Here is a 19955-nt window from a genome sequence, read left to right as displayed (position 1 = left end):
GCAACAATATGATTACATTGCCATTTTTTTTCTACGAGGTTACGCTCTATCAATTGCCTGATCGCCTGTGAGCGGTTGGGGAAATTATTTTCTTCGACATAATGATCCAAAGCTTCAAGTAGATCGCTTTCTAATGATACACCAAAACGGGATACAGCCATATCGTTGTTTAAAAATCAAGATTCATTGAAAAATAGAAGACATTGGGAAGAATAACCCTGTTTTCAATACCCCATGCCCAGTCAAACCTCAGAAAATAACCAAGAAGTTGAGCGCGTAATCCGAACCCGTATCCGAAAACAATCGGATCTCTCCCGGTTTCAATAGTAATAGAAACGGAAGCATCATCAGGATTGTCATTGTTGTATACATACTCATGGTCATATGCACTGGTCTTCCTGAAAGGAGAAACTCCCGACCAGGCAGTTCCGACATCAAAAAAACCAACCAATTGCAGGGCTGACCAAAAGTTCGATAATGGATAATTAGCAAAATATTGGATAAATGGCCACCGTATCTCATTATTCATCAATGCAAAGTTATTTCCGTTACGGATATTTTGGATAAATCCCCGCATATTGGTAGCCAATGTCTGATAAGCATAATTTTCCTGATTGTCAACACGTACAGATCTGTCAAAAATAGTTCTGTTACTGAAGAAATTGATCCAGTTATCAACACTACCCAGATAATACAATAAACGGCTGCGGCCAAAAGATGAACTGGTGGCAAATCGGCTTGCCCAGATCAGGTTCCTGTGTATTACCTGATAATGCCGGAAATCAGCTCCAATGACAAATAAATCAGATGCTTCATTTAATTGCCAGTATGTTTCTCCAAAGATTTTATAACGCCAGCCCTCATAAATATTGATCCCTTTTTTCCGCGTATTATCGAAAATTAGTTCCAGTTTCAGGCCTGCCCACATACGATGATAATTAGCCATATTAAGACTTACAGGTATGGTAATGTCTGTTAAAAAAACAGTACGGTCATCGCGGAACGAGGCGGTTCCTTTTAATGCAAGAGTTTGTGTAAAAGGATAACGTAATGAATAAAATAATTCATGTGTATGGGTTTTTAACGGATAGTAAATGTAGTTCTGGTCTACAGCATAGTTTTCGTATGCCTGTCGGTGAAAGATGATTTGCCTGTCCAGACGGCGTTTCAGGTTTTCAAAACTCAACAGGTATTCATTACTTTCAAAATCAAGACCAAAACGAAAACCACCGATGATCTTATAATCTTCAAAAAGATCGTTTGTTCCTAACTTGAACAGCAGGTTAAAGCCGGGATTATAATAAACGGCTCCTCCGTTATATGCCTGATATGATGCTTCCAGAAAACTAAAGTCAACCTGGGAAACCAAATAGTTGGGATAAAATGCAGTTTGATAAATCCGTATTTTATTCCGGTTCGCTTTGATAGAATCTTCTTCTAATTGATAATCGGTCAATTCAAATTCATTTTGGTAGAAATTTAGTTTTTCTACTTCAAAGACATAGCGGTAAATATCCACTCTATCCATATCGAATTTAATGGTATCGCCTTCCGGTGTCATAATATTACCATCCTCAAGCAATATGGCGGGAATAGCGGTCCTGGAAGCATACTCAATACTATCAGCAATATGTTGCTTCCTTATCACTTCTTTTTTGAATTCGGTAGGAGCGGGCTCATCCAATGGATTGAAGGATAAAGGTTCCTGATACATATTGAACCGTCCGTTATTTCTGAACAAAGACATTCCTTTTTTGTCTTTGACCTGGATATCTTCATCCAGGATATTACGGGAGAAGTCGGAAATAGGTTGTGAGTTTGCCGTGTAACGATAGTGTACAGTAGTGTCAATAAAACTGATAACACTATCAAAAGAAGTGACATACCGGTTGATAATCCCGCTTTGATCACTGAGGAAAGCAAATTTGTTTTTTGACAACTCAGTAGGATGTGTCTGGTTGGTATAGGGCTTATCGGCCAGAGGGATTAGCTTAGGTGATTTCCGGACATAATCGTATATGAACAGGCTCTTAGTGGGAGATAATTTTTGGATAGCAGCACCGTCGTAATGAAGGGTATCACTGAGACGGTTGGAAGAGAAAATAATTTTTGATCCGTTTTCAATGAATTTCGGATTAGAGTCATCTGCAAAATCATCAGTGATAATCTCGTTGGTTCCGGAAGCAAAGGTATGGACAAAAATATCGGATCTGCCGAAACGGTATGCCGACATGACTATTTTTCCTCCATCCGGAGAAAAATTGGCGGAGAGTATTTTTTCAAAATACAATAAATTACGGGTGGTCCTTTCTTTAAGGGGGATATCATAAAATGTCATTTTCAGTCCACCTTTTTCTTCATATATGCTTAGGAGGATGTCACCACTGGGGTGCCAGGCAAGTACGGGATAAGAATAATCCTGGATTTGTTCCAGTTTTTGTTCGCGTTTAAAAACCCGCTTTTGTTTTCCGGTTTCAAGGTCCCGTATCCAAACCTTGTATTGCCCCATGTCGTTGGTTACATAAGCCATATACCGGCCGTTAGGACTGATTTTTATTTTATCGTATACCCGGTTCTTTTTGGGTTTTATTTCCGGTTGTGCATCAGGGTGTGGACGATTATCTTCCGCATAAAGTTGTGTATAGTAATTCAACCATTCTTTGGTAAGGCCTTTTAAATTATTACCCAGGACAGCCAGAAAACCGCTTTTTACACTTTTATTGAGCCGAGTGATATACACAATATTTGAAACCACAGCTATACCATATTCTTTTTCGATGAATCTCCAGAACGAGTGCCCGGCCCATATCGCATCCTGACCGGTTAGACGGGTGAACTTCTTATACCGACCGCTGATGATGCCATCTTTTATCCTGTCTTCCATCTCGACACTCCAAGGTTCGGCCATATATGACATCAAACCGGCATGGTACCAGGCCGGGATATTGATGGTTGCGGAAGTGGCCATATTGGTTCGTAGCGCGCTTCCATAAAGCATCTCATTAATGATTACCTCGGAAATAGATGACCGGATCTGTTTTTCGAATGATTGGTGGTCACCATCAAAATACAGGAAAACTTTATTATCAACGATGCGGGTCACGCCGCCTGTATTATATTCGTCAATACCAGTGACCAGACCTATATTACCCTGTCTGAAATCGGTTAATTTATTATAAATGATGAAAATAATGCGTTTTTCAATTACATGATCAAATAAGCCTTCTATACGTTCCAGTTCGGGTGTTGCCACTGTTTCTGCATACAATGCCAATTCGTTCCCATCCTGGGAGAAATAAATATCGAAACGCTCAAACCTGTAGTATGACCAGAAAAAATCATTGTACTGGACCCTGTTTTTTCCGAAAGTCATTTGATGTCCGTTGTAGAACTGTCCGGATACAAAATCAACCCCAGTCCACCAGATGAAAAGTGAAAATATGATAATTTTCAGATGATTAATCTTCTGGAAAAATTTCATCCAATACGATTGTTTCATATTTTGATTGATCTACAAAGCTACATGCTTTTTCACAAAAAAAAAATCATTTATGCCCCTTTTGTATCGTGTATATCTTTATTTCAAATCTTTTGGGTAGCATAAAAAATATTTCTCCACTATTTTTGACATCCCGAATAGATTATCTAAATCGGAAGCTTCCGTAATATCAACCGGTCTACCTTGTTGCATAGCGAGGATACTTTCTCCGGTATTATTGCTATTGTATGCATGATTGGATAATATACCAGAACAGACAAAGAAATCAGCATCGCTTTCACTGAACTGATAATGTCTGGCCACTTGTTTCCGCATATGAGCAATATGATCGGCTGAAAAGGGTTCATTTTGTATTTCAATACGAAACAAAGTCCGGTTCAATAACTTGTCTGATAATTTTGATAGTACCGGGTCTTCGTGAGAAGACCACATTTTAATAGCGATCGCTATATCATTATCATCCAGGTTGGCATAATGATGGAGCATTTCCGACGGTTTTTGTTTTGTTTCTAAGGAAGTAGAATCATAAAGGAAATAATGTAGGTCGGGAGTAGTGAAAATTTCTATCCCGGAGTGTATGAGTTGTTTTGCCCTTCTTAAAATACTTAATAATAGCTGATCTGCTGAGATTACGGTTTTATGAAGGTATACCTGCCAGTACATTAATCGCCGGGCCAGTAGGAATTTTTCAATGGAATAGATACCTTTTGCTTCGATGACCAATTCATCCTGGTAAACATGAAGCATTTTGATGATCCGGTCAGATCCGATAATTCCCTCAGTGACCCCTGTAAAAAAACTGTCGCGCCTGAGATAGTCCAGCCGGTCCATATCCAACTGGCTGGAAACTAGCTGGCACAGATATTTTTTTGGATATTTTTTTTGGAATATATCAATAGCCAGATCGAGTTTTCCGTTGAATTGGTTATTCAGTTCCTGCATGAAAAGTAAGGATATCGTTTCATGAGACACATTCTCCACTACCGTATGTTCCAAAGCATGGGAATAAGGACCATGACCAATGTCGTGCAGTAAAATAGCGATCAGGGCTGCTTCCGATTCGCTTTCGGTAATATCCAATCCTTTCGAACGGAGCGTTTTTATCGCTTCTTCCATCAGGTGCATCGACCCCAGTGCATGTTGAAAACGTGTATGGTTGGCGCCCGGATACACGAGGCTGGTTAGTCCGAGTTGCTTGATGCGTCTTAATCTTTGAAAATAAGGATGCTCCATCAAGTCATATAGTATCGGATATGGTATGTTGATAAAACCATATACCGGGTCGTTGACGATTTTACGCTTTTTATTGTGGTGCATGAAGAATAAATGAAGCGACAAATGTACGGATTTTGCCCGAAAAGTCAGAGTAGATTGACCATCTTTACCTGTTCGATCTCTCCAATAGCGTCAATAATATTGTCTATGGGCAAATTATTTTTAAAAGATATTGTAAAGTTCATTTCGGTCGTCACTTTACTAAAACTGTGGTGAATATCGACATTGACTACCGAAAGGGGATAGTGTTTTAGGATACTGAGGATCTTGTCTGAACTGACAGTCCGGCTCTCTGTGATTACGGATAATATCCTGGTTGTATAATCCGGTATTATTCGTTTTTCAAACCTTTCAAGGACGATTAAGATAAATAGCATAAGGAACGCAACAATGCCCGATATAAGGTATAGTCCGGCGCCGATTCCCATACCGATGGCTGAGATCAGCCAGATGGACGCCGCCGTTGTTAGTCCGCGGATATTGGACCCGATTTTGATAATGGCTCCGGCCCCTAAGAAGCCTACACCTGTAATGATTTGTGCGGCAATCCTGCCGGGATCCCCGTTTTTAAAATCTTCATATTGTTGTGGAATGTATATAGATAACATCATTAGTAAAGTCGCAGCCAAACAGATTAAAATATGGGTCCGGAAACCAGCCGGTTGTTGCCTCCAGCGTCGTTCCAATCCGATAATGCCGCCGACTATTAAACTAAATACCAGTCTGAATGTAGCTGTTGTGGTATTTATTTCCATTGAATACAGTGCTTCATGAAGCCATTGATTGATCATGATCCGGGTGTTTTGTGCATATGTTAACCTAATTATAACAAAGTTATGAATTTCTTGTTAAGATTACAATAGTTAATGGGGTAAAATTTACAATATCTTAACAATTATTTAACATTGGAAAAAATGACGGGACGTATTTTTGTAGCTTAAATATATCATAAATTATGGACCAAGTATACATTATTCTTGTTGGGGTTTTATTGCTGTTTGCTGTGTTTGACCTGATGGTCGGGGTGAGTAATGATGCTTCTAATTTTCTTAATTCCGCCATAGGTTCTAAGGTCGCATCGTACCGTACAATTATGATTGTCGCTTGCCTTGGAATTGTACTAGGAGCGACATTTTCAAGCGGAATGATGGATATTGCGCGAAATGGTATTTTCAACCCGAGTAAATTTTATTTTAATGAGATCATGTGGATCTTTGTCGGGGTAATGATATCCGATGTCATTTTACTTGATATATTTAATGGTCTGGGATTACCAACTTCTACCACAGTATCCATTATTTTTGATCTGCTAGGCGCATCCCTGGCGATGGCTATATTCAAGTTGACCCAGGCTGGCGAAGGCTATGCTGCATTAGGGGAGTATATAAATACAGCCAAAGCATTGGCCATTATTAGCGGGATATTGATATCTGTTGTTGTGGCGTTTGTTTCCGGTTCCCTGATACAATGGGTGGTTCGTTTTATCTTTACTTTTAATTACCGCAAAACATATAAGTACTTCGGGTCATTATTCGGAGGAATAGCTATTACTTCTATTATTTATTTCATGATCATGAAAGGAGCAAAAGGTGCTTCATTTATGAAACCGGAATACCTGGAGTGGATCAATACCCATAACTGGCAGTTGCTGATAGGTAATTTTGTTTTGTGGACCATTATCTTACAACTGCTCATGTGGGCTTTCAAGACCAATGTTTTAAAAATAGTGATACTTGTCGGCACATTTGCATTGGCTATGGCTTTTGCCGGGAATGACCTGGTAAATTTTATAGGGGTGCCTTTGGCTGGTTTGGAATCATATAAAGTATATGCATCTTCTGGGGTTGCAGATAATAGTTTGGTGATGAGTTCACTGAATGAGGCTGTGAAAACACCGACTATTTTCTTATTGATTGCCGGTTTGATCATGGCGGTTACTCTGGCATTTTCGAGACGGGCCCGTAAGGTGATCGATACAACAATCAACCTGAGTCGTCAGGATACGGCAGGGGAGGAGCAGTTTGATTCAACTTTGCTGGCACGAACATTGGTTCGTGGAACATTGAATGCTTCCGGTTTTTTTGAAAGAATTGTTCCTAAGAGATGGCAAAAAAAGATAGACCGGCGTTTTCAGAAGAGGAGGTCGGATGAAGATGTTGCTTTTGATCAGGTAAGGGCATCTGTAAATCTGGTAGTTGCCAGTATCCTTATTGCTTCTGCTACATCATTGAAACTGCCCTTATCTACAACTTATGTGACTTTTATGGTGGCAATGGGGAGTTCATTGGCAGACCGGGCCTGGGACAGGGAAACCGCAGTATACCGGATCACAGGAGTAATTACAGTAATAGGCGGATGGTTTATTACGGCTATTTCGGCGCTGACACTATCCTGTATCATAACCTCGTTATTGATTTGGGGAAAATGGGTCACATTTTCAATCTTCGTGGCCATTGTACTTTATTTTATGTTCCGTTCCCTCTTTTTATCGGAAAGGAAAGCAAAAGAACAGGAAAAAGAGAACAAGAAAAAGAAGGATGTTGGGTTATTGAATGCTAAGAGTGTTACCTCTTCGCGTGTTTTTGAAAGCAGTAACGAACAGATTGTTTCTATGACTATTGCTGCATCAAAACTATATTATCTGATACTTAGTAACTTTTTGGATAATAAAAGGAAGGCATTAAAGGGAATGAGTGATGAAGTACATGATTTAAATAAACATACAAAAGACCTTAGGAATAATGTTTATAAAGTCATTGCTAAATTGCAGGGGGATGCATTGGAATCGAGCCAGTTCTATGTACAGGTAGCAGATTCATCCCGGGAAATAGCCAATAGTATTTTGTTTATTTATAAACCTGCTTTTGAATATTTGGATAATAACCATTCTCCATTTATTCCTGTACAGATGAAAGAATTGACAGAATTAAATGATGAAATGGCCATATTTTTCAATATGATTTTGCATGTGCTGAAAAACCGCCGGTACGATGATCTGGAAGATATCCGCAAAAAGAAAGTAGTTATATTGAATTTGATTGATAATTTGCAGAAAAAGCAATTGAAAAGGATCAAAAAGCAAGAAGTCTCAACACGTAATAGTGTGCTTTACCTGAACATCCTGACGGAAACTAAAAATATTGTATTGTTTGCAGTAAGCCTGGTGAAATCGAACCGTAACTTTTACCGGTCGTCCGGAAAATAAGCAATTAGTGCTGTTTATTGTTTTCTTAAGTCACATTGTCATGCTATTTTTATCTACTTTAACAGTAAATTCACAAAAGCATCCGGTTCTTTCCCTGGATTAATTTTTCCCGATACTGATTGGGAGTTAGTTGCGTATATTTTTTAAAAAGACGATTGAAATAGGAAACATTTTCAAACGAAAGAGAATAAGCAATTTCCTTTACCGGTTTTTCATCAATCAATAACATGAGCTGTGTCCTTTCTATCTTCCGTTGATTAATATATTCCATAGGCGTACATTTCAGTTCTTTTTTAAATATACGGATAAAATGATCATCCGAAAGACAGCAAAGCGCGGATAACTCCTGTATTTTTATAGCTTGATGGATATGTTCCCTGATATATCGTACTACTTTTAATATCCTTTTATCGGTTATATTCTGCTTAAAAGTAGCCCGAACCAGGAAATGGGAAAACAACTGGAGCAAAATCCCCTTGGTTTCAACAATTGTATAAAAAGGAAATTGGGAACTATGGGCTATATTCTGCATCAAAGTAGGTGGATTATCATATGTTCCGGGATCGTAACGTGTCAGTTCCCTATCCGGGTTGATTGCCAGCAAGCGTTTCACAAGCAAGGCTTCCAGTTTACCGGCCTCCACCTTAAACGGAAAATTCAACCGATCGAATATGTGCTGTTCGTCATAAACATGAATATAATAGAGAACGAATGGACCGTCACAAACATATCCGTGCGTAGTAAATGAAGGAATAAGGTATAAAAATCCAGGTGTCACGGCCAACAATTTATCCCCGATAATGACTTTTGCCGAGCCGCTTTCCACAAAATAGATCCTGGCAAAAGGACTGTTTACTCCTTTCCAGTTCCAATCCGCATTGTGTACAGCACGCCCTATATTCAACAATATCAGGTTCAGATTCTCTTTCTTATTCATCACGGAAGCACATAAATACCATCATCAAATATCGGAATAAGAATAGTAAAAAACAAATAATCTACTCTATTATTGAATAATACAAAACAGGATATCGATATTGTGCGATTTCTCATCGAAATTGTATTACACTGGAAAAACATTCATTTCTATATTTGCTATGTTTTTACAAATTGATCACCTATTCAAATTTTAACGCAATGAAAAATAACCATTTACTTATAATCGCACTTGCACTATGCATCGTTTCCTGCAAAAGCGGAAATAAAACAAACATCAATATTGATTCCGTAGCATCACCTGGAGGAACGGAAATATTTCAACCCAACTGGGAAAACCTTGCTGAAAATTATCATTTTCCCGAATGGTTCATCGATGGGAAATTCGGTATCTTTATTCATTGGGGTGTATATGCCGTTCCTGCCTTCGGCAATGAATGGTATCCGAGGAATATGTACATGAAGGATTCGAGGGAATATAAACACCATATCGAAACCTATGGGGAACATACTAAATTCGGATATAAAGATTTTATTCCCATGTTCAAAGCGGAAAAATTCGATGCCGGTGAATGGGCTAAATTGTTCAAGGCAGCAGGAGCACGTTATGTGGTCCCCGTGGCCGAGCATCACGACGGTTTTGCCATGTATGAAAGCGACCTGAATCCATGGAATTCCGTTAAAATGGGCCCCAAAAAAGATATAGTAGGCCTTTTGAAACAATCATTGGAAAAAGAAGGTATTGTATTCGGTGTCTCCACGCATCGGGCAGAAAACGGTTGGTTTTATAACGGGGGAATGAAATTTCCTTCTGATGTACAGGATACCACAATCAGCCTGTATGGAAAAAGACTACCCGGAGAAAAATTTTATGATGTTGCCTGGGCCCGAAATTGGCTGACTCATACTTATGAACTGATCAACAAATACGAACCCGAACTGGTGTGGTTTGACTGGACAGTCAATGATCCCGTATTAATGCCCTATTTTAACAAATTCCTGGCTTATTATTATAATAGTGCAATAGATTGGGGAAAGCAGGTAGTGGTCAATACCAAACAAGGATATCCGACCAGTATACATGTCTGGGATGTAGAACGGGGAAAATCAGGAAAAATGATGAAATTTCCCTGGCAAACAGACACCTCTGTGGGCAAAAAATCCTGGTGCTATATTGAAGGGGAAGAAAACAAAACCCCTGAACAAATTGTACATGACCTGATTGATATTGTCAGCAAAAATGGGAATCTATTATTAAATATCGGGCCGAAAGCAGATGGAACCATTACGGAGGAACAAAAAAATGTCCTGCTGGCCATTGGTAATTGGTTAAAAGTAAACGGTGATGCTATTTATGGCACACGTTGCTGGAAAAAGTTCGGTGAAGGCGATACAGAAGGAACTGTAGGAACATTTACCGACAATACCGCAACCCGGTATACCGCCCGTGATATCAGGTTTACCACTAAGGGTAATGATTTTTATGCTATTGTATTGAATTGGGATGACGCTGGTGTAGTAATCAAATCGTTAGATAAGAACGCCGTAGCCGATGCACGGATTTTAAACGTAAGCTTGTTGGGGTCGGATGAGCAGATCGATTACGAACAAACCGACAATGGATTGAAATTATCTTTTCCGGAAACGAAACCCTGTGAGTTTGCATACGCTTTCAAAATCAGTTTTGACAAAAAAGTAGGTGGGCATTTGGAATCGGAAGCCGTGGATGAGGTAATGAAACACGGTCACTGATACAGCTTCACATTTTTAATTTATACGCATATATGGAATACAGGGAAATCGGGAAAACAGGAATGAGGGTTTCCAACCTCAGCTTCGGGGCATCATCATTGGGTGGAGTCTTTCATTCCTTCAGGGAAAAAGACGGGATTGCAGCCGTACACACTGCCGTGGATCATGGCATCAACTTTATTGACGTATCACCTTATTACGGCCATTATAAGGCCGAAACAGTACTGGGAAAAGCCCTGAAAGATATCGGGAGGGACAGGTATTACCTTTCTACAAAAGTGGGCCGTTACGGGAATGACGGGGTAAATATCTGGGATTATTCCGCAAAGCGATCGTTCGAAAGCGTGTATGAAAGTATGGAGCGGTTACATGTAAGCTACATCGACCTGGTTAATGTGCATGACATTGAATTTGCCGATCTTGACCTGGTATGCCGGGAAACGCTTCCGGCATTGGTCGAATTACGGAATAACGGTATCGTAAATCATGTAGGTATCACTAACCTGACACTCCGTCATTTCAAATATGTGATTGACCATGTACCTCAGGGAACAGTAGACAGTATTCTCTCGTTCTGTCATTATTGCCTGAATGATGATGCCCTGACAGATTACCTTGATTATTTTGAAGAACATGGGATCGGCGTTATTAACGCTTCTCCGTTTTCAATGGGCTTACTCACGGAAAAGGGCGCTCCGGAATGGCACCCTGCACCTGGACCGCTCCGCGATATATGCCGGAAAGCAGTAGAATATTGTATCTCTAAAGGCAGATCTATCGATCAATTAGCCGTAAAATATGCAGTAAGTAATCCGCGGATTGCCACTACTTTATTCAGTACGACACGTCCGGAAGCCGTCCTGCAAAACATCCGATGGGTAGAAGAACCTTTGGATGAGGTATTATTACATGATGTACAAAAAATACTCGAGCCCCGGTTCCGTGATACATGGTTGAACAGTTAAAGCTATTTTTATCTTGATATAAGACATAAACCGTCTTTTTGAACTTAAAATCTTATCCAGATGAAATATCCATGAACATCACTGTTCACCCAACGTAATGAACCGAGTTTACGAGTTCGACGAAGTCAATAAAATATGGATATTATCGATAAATTAAATAATTCATATGGAATCGATGAGCTAAAGGTTCCATGTGACCATTGAAAATCAACTTAGCGCTAGCGTTCTCATGGAGCGGAAGCGTAATAAATTTTATTCACATGAAAATCATCGATGCGCATGCTCATCTGTGGCTCCGGCAAGATACCGAAGTAAACGGAATGAAGATACGGACGCTGAAAAACGGATGTTCGCTTTTCATGGGTGAAATCAGGCAGATGTTGCCTCCTTTCATTACCGATGGGAGGAACACTGCGGAAATATTCCTGTCTAATATGGATTATGCACAAGTATCCGCAGCTGTAATTACTCAGGAATATATCGACGGTTTACAAAACGATTATTTGTGGGAAGTACAACAACGATATCCGGACCGTTTTCTTTGTTGCGGAATGGTAGATGCCCGGGTACCCGATTATGTGGATCATGCCGGAAAACTGATCAGATATGGTTTCAAAGCGATCAAAATCCCTGCCGAACGCCTGATTATGCAGGATAAACGTATATACCTTACTTGTGATGAAATGATGCAGATGTTTCGTTTGATGGAACAAAACGATATTCTGTTGTCCGTTGATTTGGCAGCAGGCGCCGAACAAGTACAGGAGATGAAAGAAATTATCAACGAATTTCCCGGTTTGCGGATAGCGATCGGACATTTCGGTATGGTTACCCGGTCTGGATGGCAGGAACAGATCAGACTGGCTCTCCATCCGAACGTCATGATTGAGTCCGGTGGTATCACATGGTTGTTCCATGATGAGTTTTACCCATTTTCAGGAGCTGTAAAAGCTATTAAAGAAGCCGCTTCACTGGTCGGAATGGAAAAACTGATGTGGGGTTCCGATTATCCGCGTACCATCACTGCCATCACTTATAAAATGTCTTACGATTTTATTATTAAATCAGAAATTATGACAGATGATGAAAAGAATTTATTCTTAGGTGAAAATGCCAGGAAATTCTACCGTTTTGAACACCTGGTCGACTTACCGTATATAAAAAACATGTCCGAATAATCCTCTATAATATGAAAGCAGTACAAATCATTCAACCTGGAAAAATACAAGTCATAGAAATTCCTATGCCTGAAATACAATCTGAAGACTTATTGTTAAAAGTACATTATGTAGGCTTTTGCGGATCGGATTTGAATACCTACCTGGGGAAAAACCCAATGGTTCGGTTTCCGGTGATTCCTGGACACGAAATAGGCGCAGTAATTGAAAAAGCAGGTGAGAAATGTCCGCCACACCTTAAACCCGGAATGTCTTGTACTGTCAATCCCTATACATCATGCGGCAACTGTTCGTCCTGCCGGAACGGAAAGCCCAATGCCTGCCGGTATAACCAGACAATGGGTGTACAAAGGGACGGTTCCATGTGTGAATATATTGCCGTTCCATGGCAGAAAGTAATTCCTGATCCCCGGATATCCCCCAAGGAATTCTGTCTGGTCGAACCAATGAGTGTGGGATTTCATGCTATTTCCCGTGCCCGTATTACCGATCTCGATACAGTCATGGTGATCGGTTGCGGTATGATAGGAATGGGAGCTGTTACACGTGCCGCATTAAGGGGAGCCAAAATCATTGCTGTAGATATGGACGATAAAAAACTACAATTGGCCAAACTAATGGGTGCTATGTTTACTATTAACTCACGAACTGAAAACCTACATGACCGTTTACAGGAGATCACACAGGGTTACGGTCCCGATGTTGTAATAGAGGCTGTCGGTGCCCCGGGAACTTACCGGATGGCCATTGATGAAGCGGCGTTTACCGGAAGAGTGGTATATATTGGCTATGCTAAGCAAGAAGTTGCATTCGAAACAAAATTGTTCGTACAAAAAGAATTGGATATATTGGGTTCACGTAATGCAATGCCCGAAGATTTTCGTGCTGTTATAGAATATATCAAAAAAGGAACTTGTCCTGTCAACGAACTGATCAGTGGTATTTATTCGCCCGGAAAAGCACAGGAAGCCCTGGAAAAGTGGACAGGAAACCCGGGCAGCATTTTCAGGATCCTGTTGGAATTTTAAAAACGAGGCTTCTTGATCCTTTCTTCATGCTCAATAAATGCTCTCATGGAACCAAAGGTACCACCATACCCTTCTCTGTTTTTTATTTTGCATTCGGGATAAACTCAACAATACAATAATAAAGACAGAAATGCATGATTTATTATCATCCGCTTCTGTCTTTGTCTTTGCAATATTTTTTATATGTTTGTGTATTACTTAACCATCAAGGATAATCAACGATGCAAAAACAAGATATATTCCGTTCATTACAGGAAACTGTTGAGAAACTGGCAGTGGATCACGCCATTAGATATCCGTACATTCCGTTATTTGAGAAACAACTTCCGGAAACCAAGGCTTTAATTTCTATTTTAGAAATATTGAGAACAATTATGTTTCCGGGTTACTTTGGTAGCCCTTTAGTGAATATTAATTCGGTGCCATATCATACCGGAGTTAATGTGGAGAAGCTGTATGATGCGTTATCGGAACAGATATACCGGACATTGACTTTTTCCGGTGAAGTGGATGATTTATGCAAAACTAAAGAAACTGCATGTGAATTATCTGAAAAGTTTATTGGTCGTTTACCTGAAGTCAAAAGATTATTATCGACGGATGTGAATGCCATTCACTCCGGTGATCCTGCAGCAAAAGATTATACGGAAGTTATTTTTTGCTATCCGGCTATGAGGGCCTTATTGAATTACCGTGTGGCACATGAATTATTGAATCTGGGGATTCCCCTTATACCCAGGATTATTTCGGAAATAGCGCATTCCGAAACAGGAATTGATATACACCCGGGAGCAAAAATTGGCGAATATTTCAGTATTGACCATGGCACAGGGGTAGTTATCGGCCAGACGACGATCATAGGAAAGCATGTCCGTTTGTATCAGGGGGTGACTCTTGGTGCTAAGAGTTTTACTTTGGATGATGAAGGTAATCCGATTGATGTTCCAAGGCATCCTATATTGGAAGATCACGTAACGGTTTATTCCAATTCATCCATATTAGGACGAATCACCATAGGTGAAGGTACCATTGTCGGTGGTAATGTATGGCTAACCCATAGCGTACCCCCTAATTCCCGAATCCTACAGTCAAAATTTGTGGAATAATTATCGATTTTTTCCTTTATTATCTACATTATCTTCTGCCAAGCGGAAATCCAGTTGCTTTTTTAACAGGTTGGCCCGCCATACTTCAATACGGATGGGACTCCCCAACCGGAAGGTCCGTCCCCGTTGTTTCCCTTTGATACAGTAGTTTTCTTCATCAAATATGTAAAAGTCATCATTCAATTCCCGGATATGGATCATTCCTTCGCATTTGTTCTCATTTAATTCCACATAAATACCCCATTCGGTAACTCCTGAGATAATTCCATCGAAACATTGCCCGACTTTATCAATCATGAATTCTACCTGTTTGTATTTGATTGAGGCGCGTTCAGCGTCAACAGCGCGATGTTCCATATTTGAAGATTGCCGGCATAATGCTTCCAATTCATTCTTATCGGGCTTTGTACCATTGCCGTCCAGATAATACTGGAGCAACCGGTGTACCATCATGTCGGGATAGCGTCGTATCGGGGATGTAAAATGGGTATAATACTTGAATCCCAGACCATAATGTCCGATATTGTCCGTTGAATAATCAGCTTTAGCCATAGAACGCAGGGCAAGTGTTTCTATCATATTTTCTTCTTTGGTACCTTTTACTTTTTCCAAAAGCTTGTTTAAGGAAGACGCAATAGAACGATCTGAAGACGTTTTGATAGAATATCCGAAACGGGTAATAAATCCTGCAAAATTCTCCAACTTCTCCATATTGGGTTTATCGTGTATACGGTATACGCCAACTTTTCCCTTACCGTTGCGGGGTGGACTTTCCACTTGCATGATATCGGAACAGTATTCAGCTACACGGCGGTTGGCCAATAACATGAATTCTTCAATTAACTGGTGCGATGTGGTATTTTCAACAAAATAGACTCCCAGAGGTTTACCGTTTTTATCCAGATTGAATTTAGGTTCAGCGCGTTCAAAGGAAATAGATCCCTTTTTAAACCGATCTTCCCTAAGCGTCTGCGCTAAATGATGGAGTGTCATTATTTCTTCCTTCATTTTTCCGGCGCCGGTATCAATAATTACTTGTGCTTCCTCATAAGATAATCGATTGATGGAACGGATAATAGTTCTTCCAAACCATTGTTTCAGTACATGAGCATGGTCGTCCATTTCAAAAACAGAAGAAAAGCAGAGCTTATCCTCATCCGGACGCAGGGAACAGAGATTATTGGATAATTTTTCGGGAAGCATAGGAACTACCCGGTCTACCAGATATATTGAAGTAGCACGGTTGATGGCTTCCTTGTCAAGCAAGGAGCCCGGTTGTATATAATGTGTCACATCGGCAATGTGTATCCCTACTTCCCAGTTTCCATTGTCTAATTTTCTCAGAGAGAGGGCATCATCAAAGTCTTTTGCATCAGCCGGGTCAATAGTCAGGGTTGGAATTCCCCGGAAGTCCCGTCTGTTTTTGATCTCTTCCTCAGATATCTCGGCCGAAATAGATGCAGCCGTATCTTCTACCTTTTTCTCAAACCGGTAAGGTAATTCAAATTCTGCTAGGATGGCATGCATTTCTGTTTCATTCTGACCCGGATCACCCAATACTTCAACCACTTCGCCAATTGGATTCTTCGCTCGGTGAGGCCAGTCGATAATACGTGCAACCACCTTTTGACCATCCTTTGCGCCATGTTCCTTTCCCTGGGGAATGAATAAATCATAAGGCATAAACCGGCTGTCCGGTATCATGAATGCAAAATTCTCGGAGATACCGATGGTTCCGACAAAAGTCGACCGGGATCTTTCGATCACTTTCACTACCTGTCCTTCCAGTTTGGCACTTTTACGACGAGCAAACAGATGTACCTTTACCGTGTCACCATGAAGTGCTTCCCTGAGGTGTTTCTGGGAGACGAACACATCTTCTTCGCTTTCGGGAGAGATAATATATGCATAACCATGAGCTGTCATATCAACTTTTCCGGTAATACATCCGGTTTCAAGGTTCAGTTTATATTTACCACGTTCGGTCTCTTTTATTTGTTTATCTTTTTCAAGTTCATGCAACAATGATGGCAATAGCCGGCGTGTCGCCTCGTCGTTGATTTCCATTCGTTTGGTTATTTGCCTGTAATTAAGTAATTCATTGGGATGGCGTTGAAATATAGTCATTACGCGTACCAATAATTCCTGTTTCCCGGCCGGACTCTTTTTTATTTTACCTTTTCTACGGGTCATATTTATATTTTTATATTGATGTCAAAATTTTATTTCTTAAAAATGTTATTCATACCTTAACATTTTCAATGTTCAAAAGTAGCCTTTTTTGTCCTTACATATTGTATTTATTGAAAAATCTTATGTCTTAAGAGCATTAAAGGTAGTATCCAGGTTATCTTTCGAATCAGCCAGGATGGTAAGCCTGTCACCTGCTTCAATAATAGTCGAACCATTGGGTGTGAAATATTTATCATCCCGCTCAATCATCACGATCAAAGCAGTTTTGGGAAGTTCCATGTCTACTATGCTGTGGTCAACACACCGGAAATCAGGTTCTACCATAATTTCTTCCAGAACGGATTTGATGGTTTCAGAATCAAATTCCAGGATGGTTTTTTTCGCTTTCCCTTCAGGAATGGTGAGTTTGAGTTTTTCAGCTACTTTAAACAGGGAAGTTCCCTGTAATAATAAAGATGTCAGGGTTATAAAGAATACAATATGGAATATTGTATCCGCGTTAGGTATTTTTTCAACCATTGCATAAGTCGCAAAGATAATAGGAACAGCACCTTTTAATCCTACCCACGATATCAGGATCAAATCTTTATAATACATTTTAAAAGGCCATAAACATAAGAAGACGGCCAGAGGACGGGCTACGAAGATCAGAAATGCTGAAATCAGTAATCCGATACCTATAATGGGAGTCATCTGGGAAGGAAAAACCAGGAGCCCTAGTGATAAGAACATGACAATCTGCATCAGCCAGGCAAAACCATCATAAAACCTCAATAAACTTCGTTTGTGAATGAAATTACTGTTTCCCAGGATCAATCCGGATAAATAAATGGATAGAAACCCATTACCTCCGATGAATTCAGTCAGGGAAAAACTGAAAAACATCATGGCAATAGTCAATACCGGGTATAACCCTTCAACAAACAATCCCACCTTATTGATGATACGGACTGTTATTTTTCCGATAAAATATCCCATTAACAGGCCAAGTACCGTTCCTTTCAGGAATAAAGGTATCATTGACCAGAATGAAGTTTCCGGATGCTGTATAATGGATATGAAAGTAATGGTAAGAAAATAAGCCATTGGGTCATTACTTCCACTTTCCAGTTCGAGTGTGGGCCGAAGATTTCGTTTTAGTCCGGTGTTTTTACTTCTAAAAATCGCAAACACAGCAGCAGCATCAGTAGATGAAACAATTGAACCCAGTAACATGGATTCCATTAAACCGAAATCGGTGATCCAATGTACAAAAAAGCCAAGAGTAACGGCTGTGATCAACACTCCGACCGTGGATAAACTAATACCCCTCCAGAGCACGGGTTTGATCTGCTTCAGCTTGGTATCCAGTCCTCCGGAAAAAAGAATGAAACAAAGAGCAACAATGCCAAGAAATTGAGCTGTTGCAGGACTGTTGAATGATATCTTGCCGATACCATCCGATCCGGCCAACATACCGATAAATAAAAATATGGCCAGCGCAGGTAATCCTGTTTTACTTGCAGTTTTACTCACCAACACGCTAATAAAAAGCAAGATGGAAGCAATTAACAAAACGGTTGATGGGTTGATATCCATTCAGGTTACTAACATGGTTGGTTCAAAATAATAATAATTTGTCCCGGAGAATACGCTTCTTTAGCACAAAATTAACCAAAATGTGGACAAAACCAAATAATGATCTGCACATCCCTGTTTCTATCTGTCTTGAATTTTCATTACTTTTGCGCTTCAAAAAAGGAGATGGAGGATTCATACAGACATAGGGGATTACGCCGTTTATTGGTTGAAGAATTACGGCAGAAGGGGATTACAGATGAAAAAGTACTTGAAGCGATCGGGAAAGTTCCGCGGCATACTTTCATGGATAGTGGGTTTATTAATTTTTCATATAAAGATTCTGCTTTTCCGATCGGTGCCGGACAAACCATATCGCAACCGTATACAGTAGCTTTTCAAACCCAACTTTTGAATGTGCAACCACACGAGAAAATACTGGAAATAGGTACCGGATCGGGATATCAGGCGGCAGTCCTTTTTGAGATGGGAGCCAGGGTGTTTACTATTGAACGGCAGCGTGAACTATTCATTAAGTCCCAGCAACTGTTAGGACAACTGGGATATAAAATGCATTTTCATTATGGGGATGGCTATGCCGGATTGCCGGCTTATGCTCCGTTTGATAAAATTCTGGTTACGGCCGGTGCGGTAGATATACCGGATAACTTGGTACAACAATTAAAAGAAAACGGAAGGATGGTAATTCCTGTGGGAAATAGTGAACAGCAGGAAATGATCCTGGTAGAAAAAAAATCCGAAACAGAGACTGTGATATCCAAACATGGGACTTTTGCCTTTGTTCCCTTCCTGAAAGGAAAAGTATAAAATATTTTATTTTAAGTGCTTTTGCTCTTAACTGATGAGTTAATACAATAAAAAAATAAAGAACCACACAGGCAGTTCTTTATTTTTATGCTTTAAGGTTTATCAATATTTACTTGCGCGAATATTCGTCTGAAACAGAAAGTTTCTTCCTACCCTGTGCTCTACGAGAAGCCAGGATTTTACGTCCTGCAACAGTTGACATTCTTTCTCTAAACCCATGTTTGTTTTTTCTTTTCCTATTCGAAGGCTGAAATGTTCTTTTCATTATCGGATATTTATATGATGATTGTCTAAATTATTCAATTTGCCATCCTCATTTAAAAAATGAGAGCGCAAAAGTAAGTTTTATTTATGATATTCGCAAAAAAGCTTTTTAATTTTTTTAGTAAAATAAATCTTTTCATTTGAATCTTTATCCGGATCTTTTCGTATA

15 protein-coding genes are annotated in these 19955 nt (G+C 39.9%); 7 read left to right on the top strand and 8 right to left on the bottom strand.

The genetic code is table 11. The annotated features are described in order from the left end of the window. From LBQ60_09955 to LBQ60_09940, 4 genes are all read right to left on the bottom strand, one after another. Positions 1-161 (bottom strand): ribbon-helix-helix protein, CopG family (locus LBQ60_09955; GenBank protein MDR2038236.1); only part of this gene is annotated, 161 nt, incomplete at its 3' end. A gap of 8 nt (positions 162-169) precedes the next feature. Further along, entirely contained in the window at positions 170-3499 is a 3330-nt protein-coding gene (locus LBQ60_09950; protein MDR2038235.1) for a hypothetical protein, read from the bottom strand. A gap of 78 nt (positions 3500-3577) precedes the next feature. Next, a complete protein-coding gene (locus LBQ60_09945) occupies positions 3578-4816 on the bottom strand; it encodes an HD domain-containing protein (GenBank protein ID MDR2038234.1) in 1239 nt (412 codons plus the stop codon). A gap of 44 nt (positions 4817-4860) precedes the next feature. Next, positions 4861-5565: an MgtC/SapB family protein gene (locus LBQ60_09940; protein ID MDR2038233.1), complete on the bottom strand. Its 705-nt coding sequence runs from the start codon at positions 5563-5565 to the stop codon at positions 4861-4863. A gap of 164 nt (positions 5566-5729) precedes the next feature. Between LBQ60_09940 and LBQ60_09935 the strand changes: the two genes are divergently transcribed. After that, positions 5730-7979: an inorganic phosphate transporter gene (locus tag LBQ60_09935; GenBank protein MDR2038232.1), complete on the top strand. Its 2250-nt coding sequence runs from the start codon at positions 5730-5732 to the stop codon at positions 7977-7979. A 70-nt stretch (positions 7980-8049) separates the two neighbouring features. Here the strand turns inward: LBQ60_09935 and LBQ60_09930 are convergent, their stop codons facing one another. Next, on the bottom strand, positions 8050-8916 hold the full coding sequence (locus LBQ60_09930) for an AraC family transcriptional regulator (GenBank protein ID MDR2038231.1): 867 nt from the start codon (positions 8914-8916) through the stop codon (positions 8050-8052). A gap of 200 nt (positions 8917-9116) precedes the next feature. Between LBQ60_09930 and LBQ60_09925 the strand changes: the two genes are divergently transcribed. The 5 genes from LBQ60_09925 to LBQ60_09905 all read left to right on the top strand — a co-directional run bounded on the left by LBQ60_09925 (position 9117) and on the right by LBQ60_09905 (position 14944). After that, entirely contained in the window at positions 9117-10667 is a 1551-nt protein-coding gene (locus tag LBQ60_09925) for an alpha-L-fucosidase (protein ID MDR2038230.1), read from the top strand. A 32-nt stretch (positions 10668-10699) separates the two neighbouring features. Next, positions 10700-11632 carry an aldo/keto reductase gene (locus LBQ60_09920; GenBank protein MDR2038229.1) on the top strand — a complete coding sequence of 311 codons (933 nt, stop codon included), beginning with the start codon at positions 10700-10702 and terminating at the stop codon, positions 11630-11632. 254 nt (positions 11633-11886) lie between these two features. Then, complete coding sequence (locus LBQ60_09915) at positions 11887-12810, top strand: amidohydrolase (GenBank protein MDR2038228.1); 924 nt, start codon at positions 11887-11889, stop codon at positions 12808-12810. 11 nt (positions 12811-12821) lie between these two features. Continuing rightward, positions 12822-13838, top strand: a complete 1017-nt coding sequence (locus LBQ60_09910; GenBank protein ID MDR2038227.1) for a zinc-binding alcohol dehydrogenase family protein — start codon at positions 12822-12824, stop codon at positions 13836-13838. A gap of 221 nt (positions 13839-14059) precedes the next feature. Beyond that, entirely contained in the window at positions 14060-14944 is an 885-nt protein-coding gene (locus tag LBQ60_09905) for a serine acetyltransferase (GenBank protein ID MDR2038226.1), read from the top strand. Here LBQ60_09905 and rnr read toward each other — a convergent pair whose 3' ends face one another. Together rnr and LBQ60_09895 are read right to left on the bottom strand one after the other, a co-directional pair. Beyond that, entirely contained in the window at positions 14945-17137 is a 2193-nt protein-coding gene (gene rnr / locus LBQ60_09900) for a ribonuclease R (protein ID MDR2038225.1), read from the bottom strand. It abuts the gene before it with no gap. A 120-nt stretch (positions 17138-17257) separates the two neighbouring features. Next, positions 17258-18715 carry a potassium/proton antiporter gene (locus LBQ60_09895; GenBank protein MDR2038224.1) on the bottom strand — a complete coding sequence of 486 codons (1458 nt, stop codon included), beginning with the start codon at positions 18713-18715 and terminating at the stop codon, positions 17258-17260. Positions 18716-18880: 165 nt separating this feature from the next. Here LBQ60_09895 and LBQ60_09890 point away from each other — a divergent pair, with 165 nt between their 5' ends. Further along, a complete protein-coding gene (locus tag LBQ60_09890) occupies positions 18881-19522 on the top strand; it encodes a protein-L-isoaspartate(D-aspartate) O-methyltransferase (GenBank protein MDR2038223.1) in 642 nt (213 codons plus the stop codon). 109 nt (positions 19523-19631) lie between these two features. Here the strand turns inward: LBQ60_09890 and rpmH are convergent, their stop codons facing one another. Continuing rightward, on the bottom strand, positions 19632-19787 hold the full coding sequence (gene rpmH / locus LBQ60_09885) for a 50S ribosomal protein L34 (GenBank protein MDR2038222.1): 156 nt from the start codon (positions 19785-19787) through the stop codon (positions 19632-19634). Positions 19788-19955: the final 168 nt, after the last annotated feature.

This window comes from Bacteroidales bacterium (assembly GCA_031275285.1).
GTDB lineage: Bacteria > Bacteroidota > Bacteroidia > Bacteroidales > UBA4181 > JAIRLS01.
The sequence above is the reverse complement of the archived record's forward strand: the minus strand, read 5'-3'. Positions and strand labels throughout refer to the sequence as shown.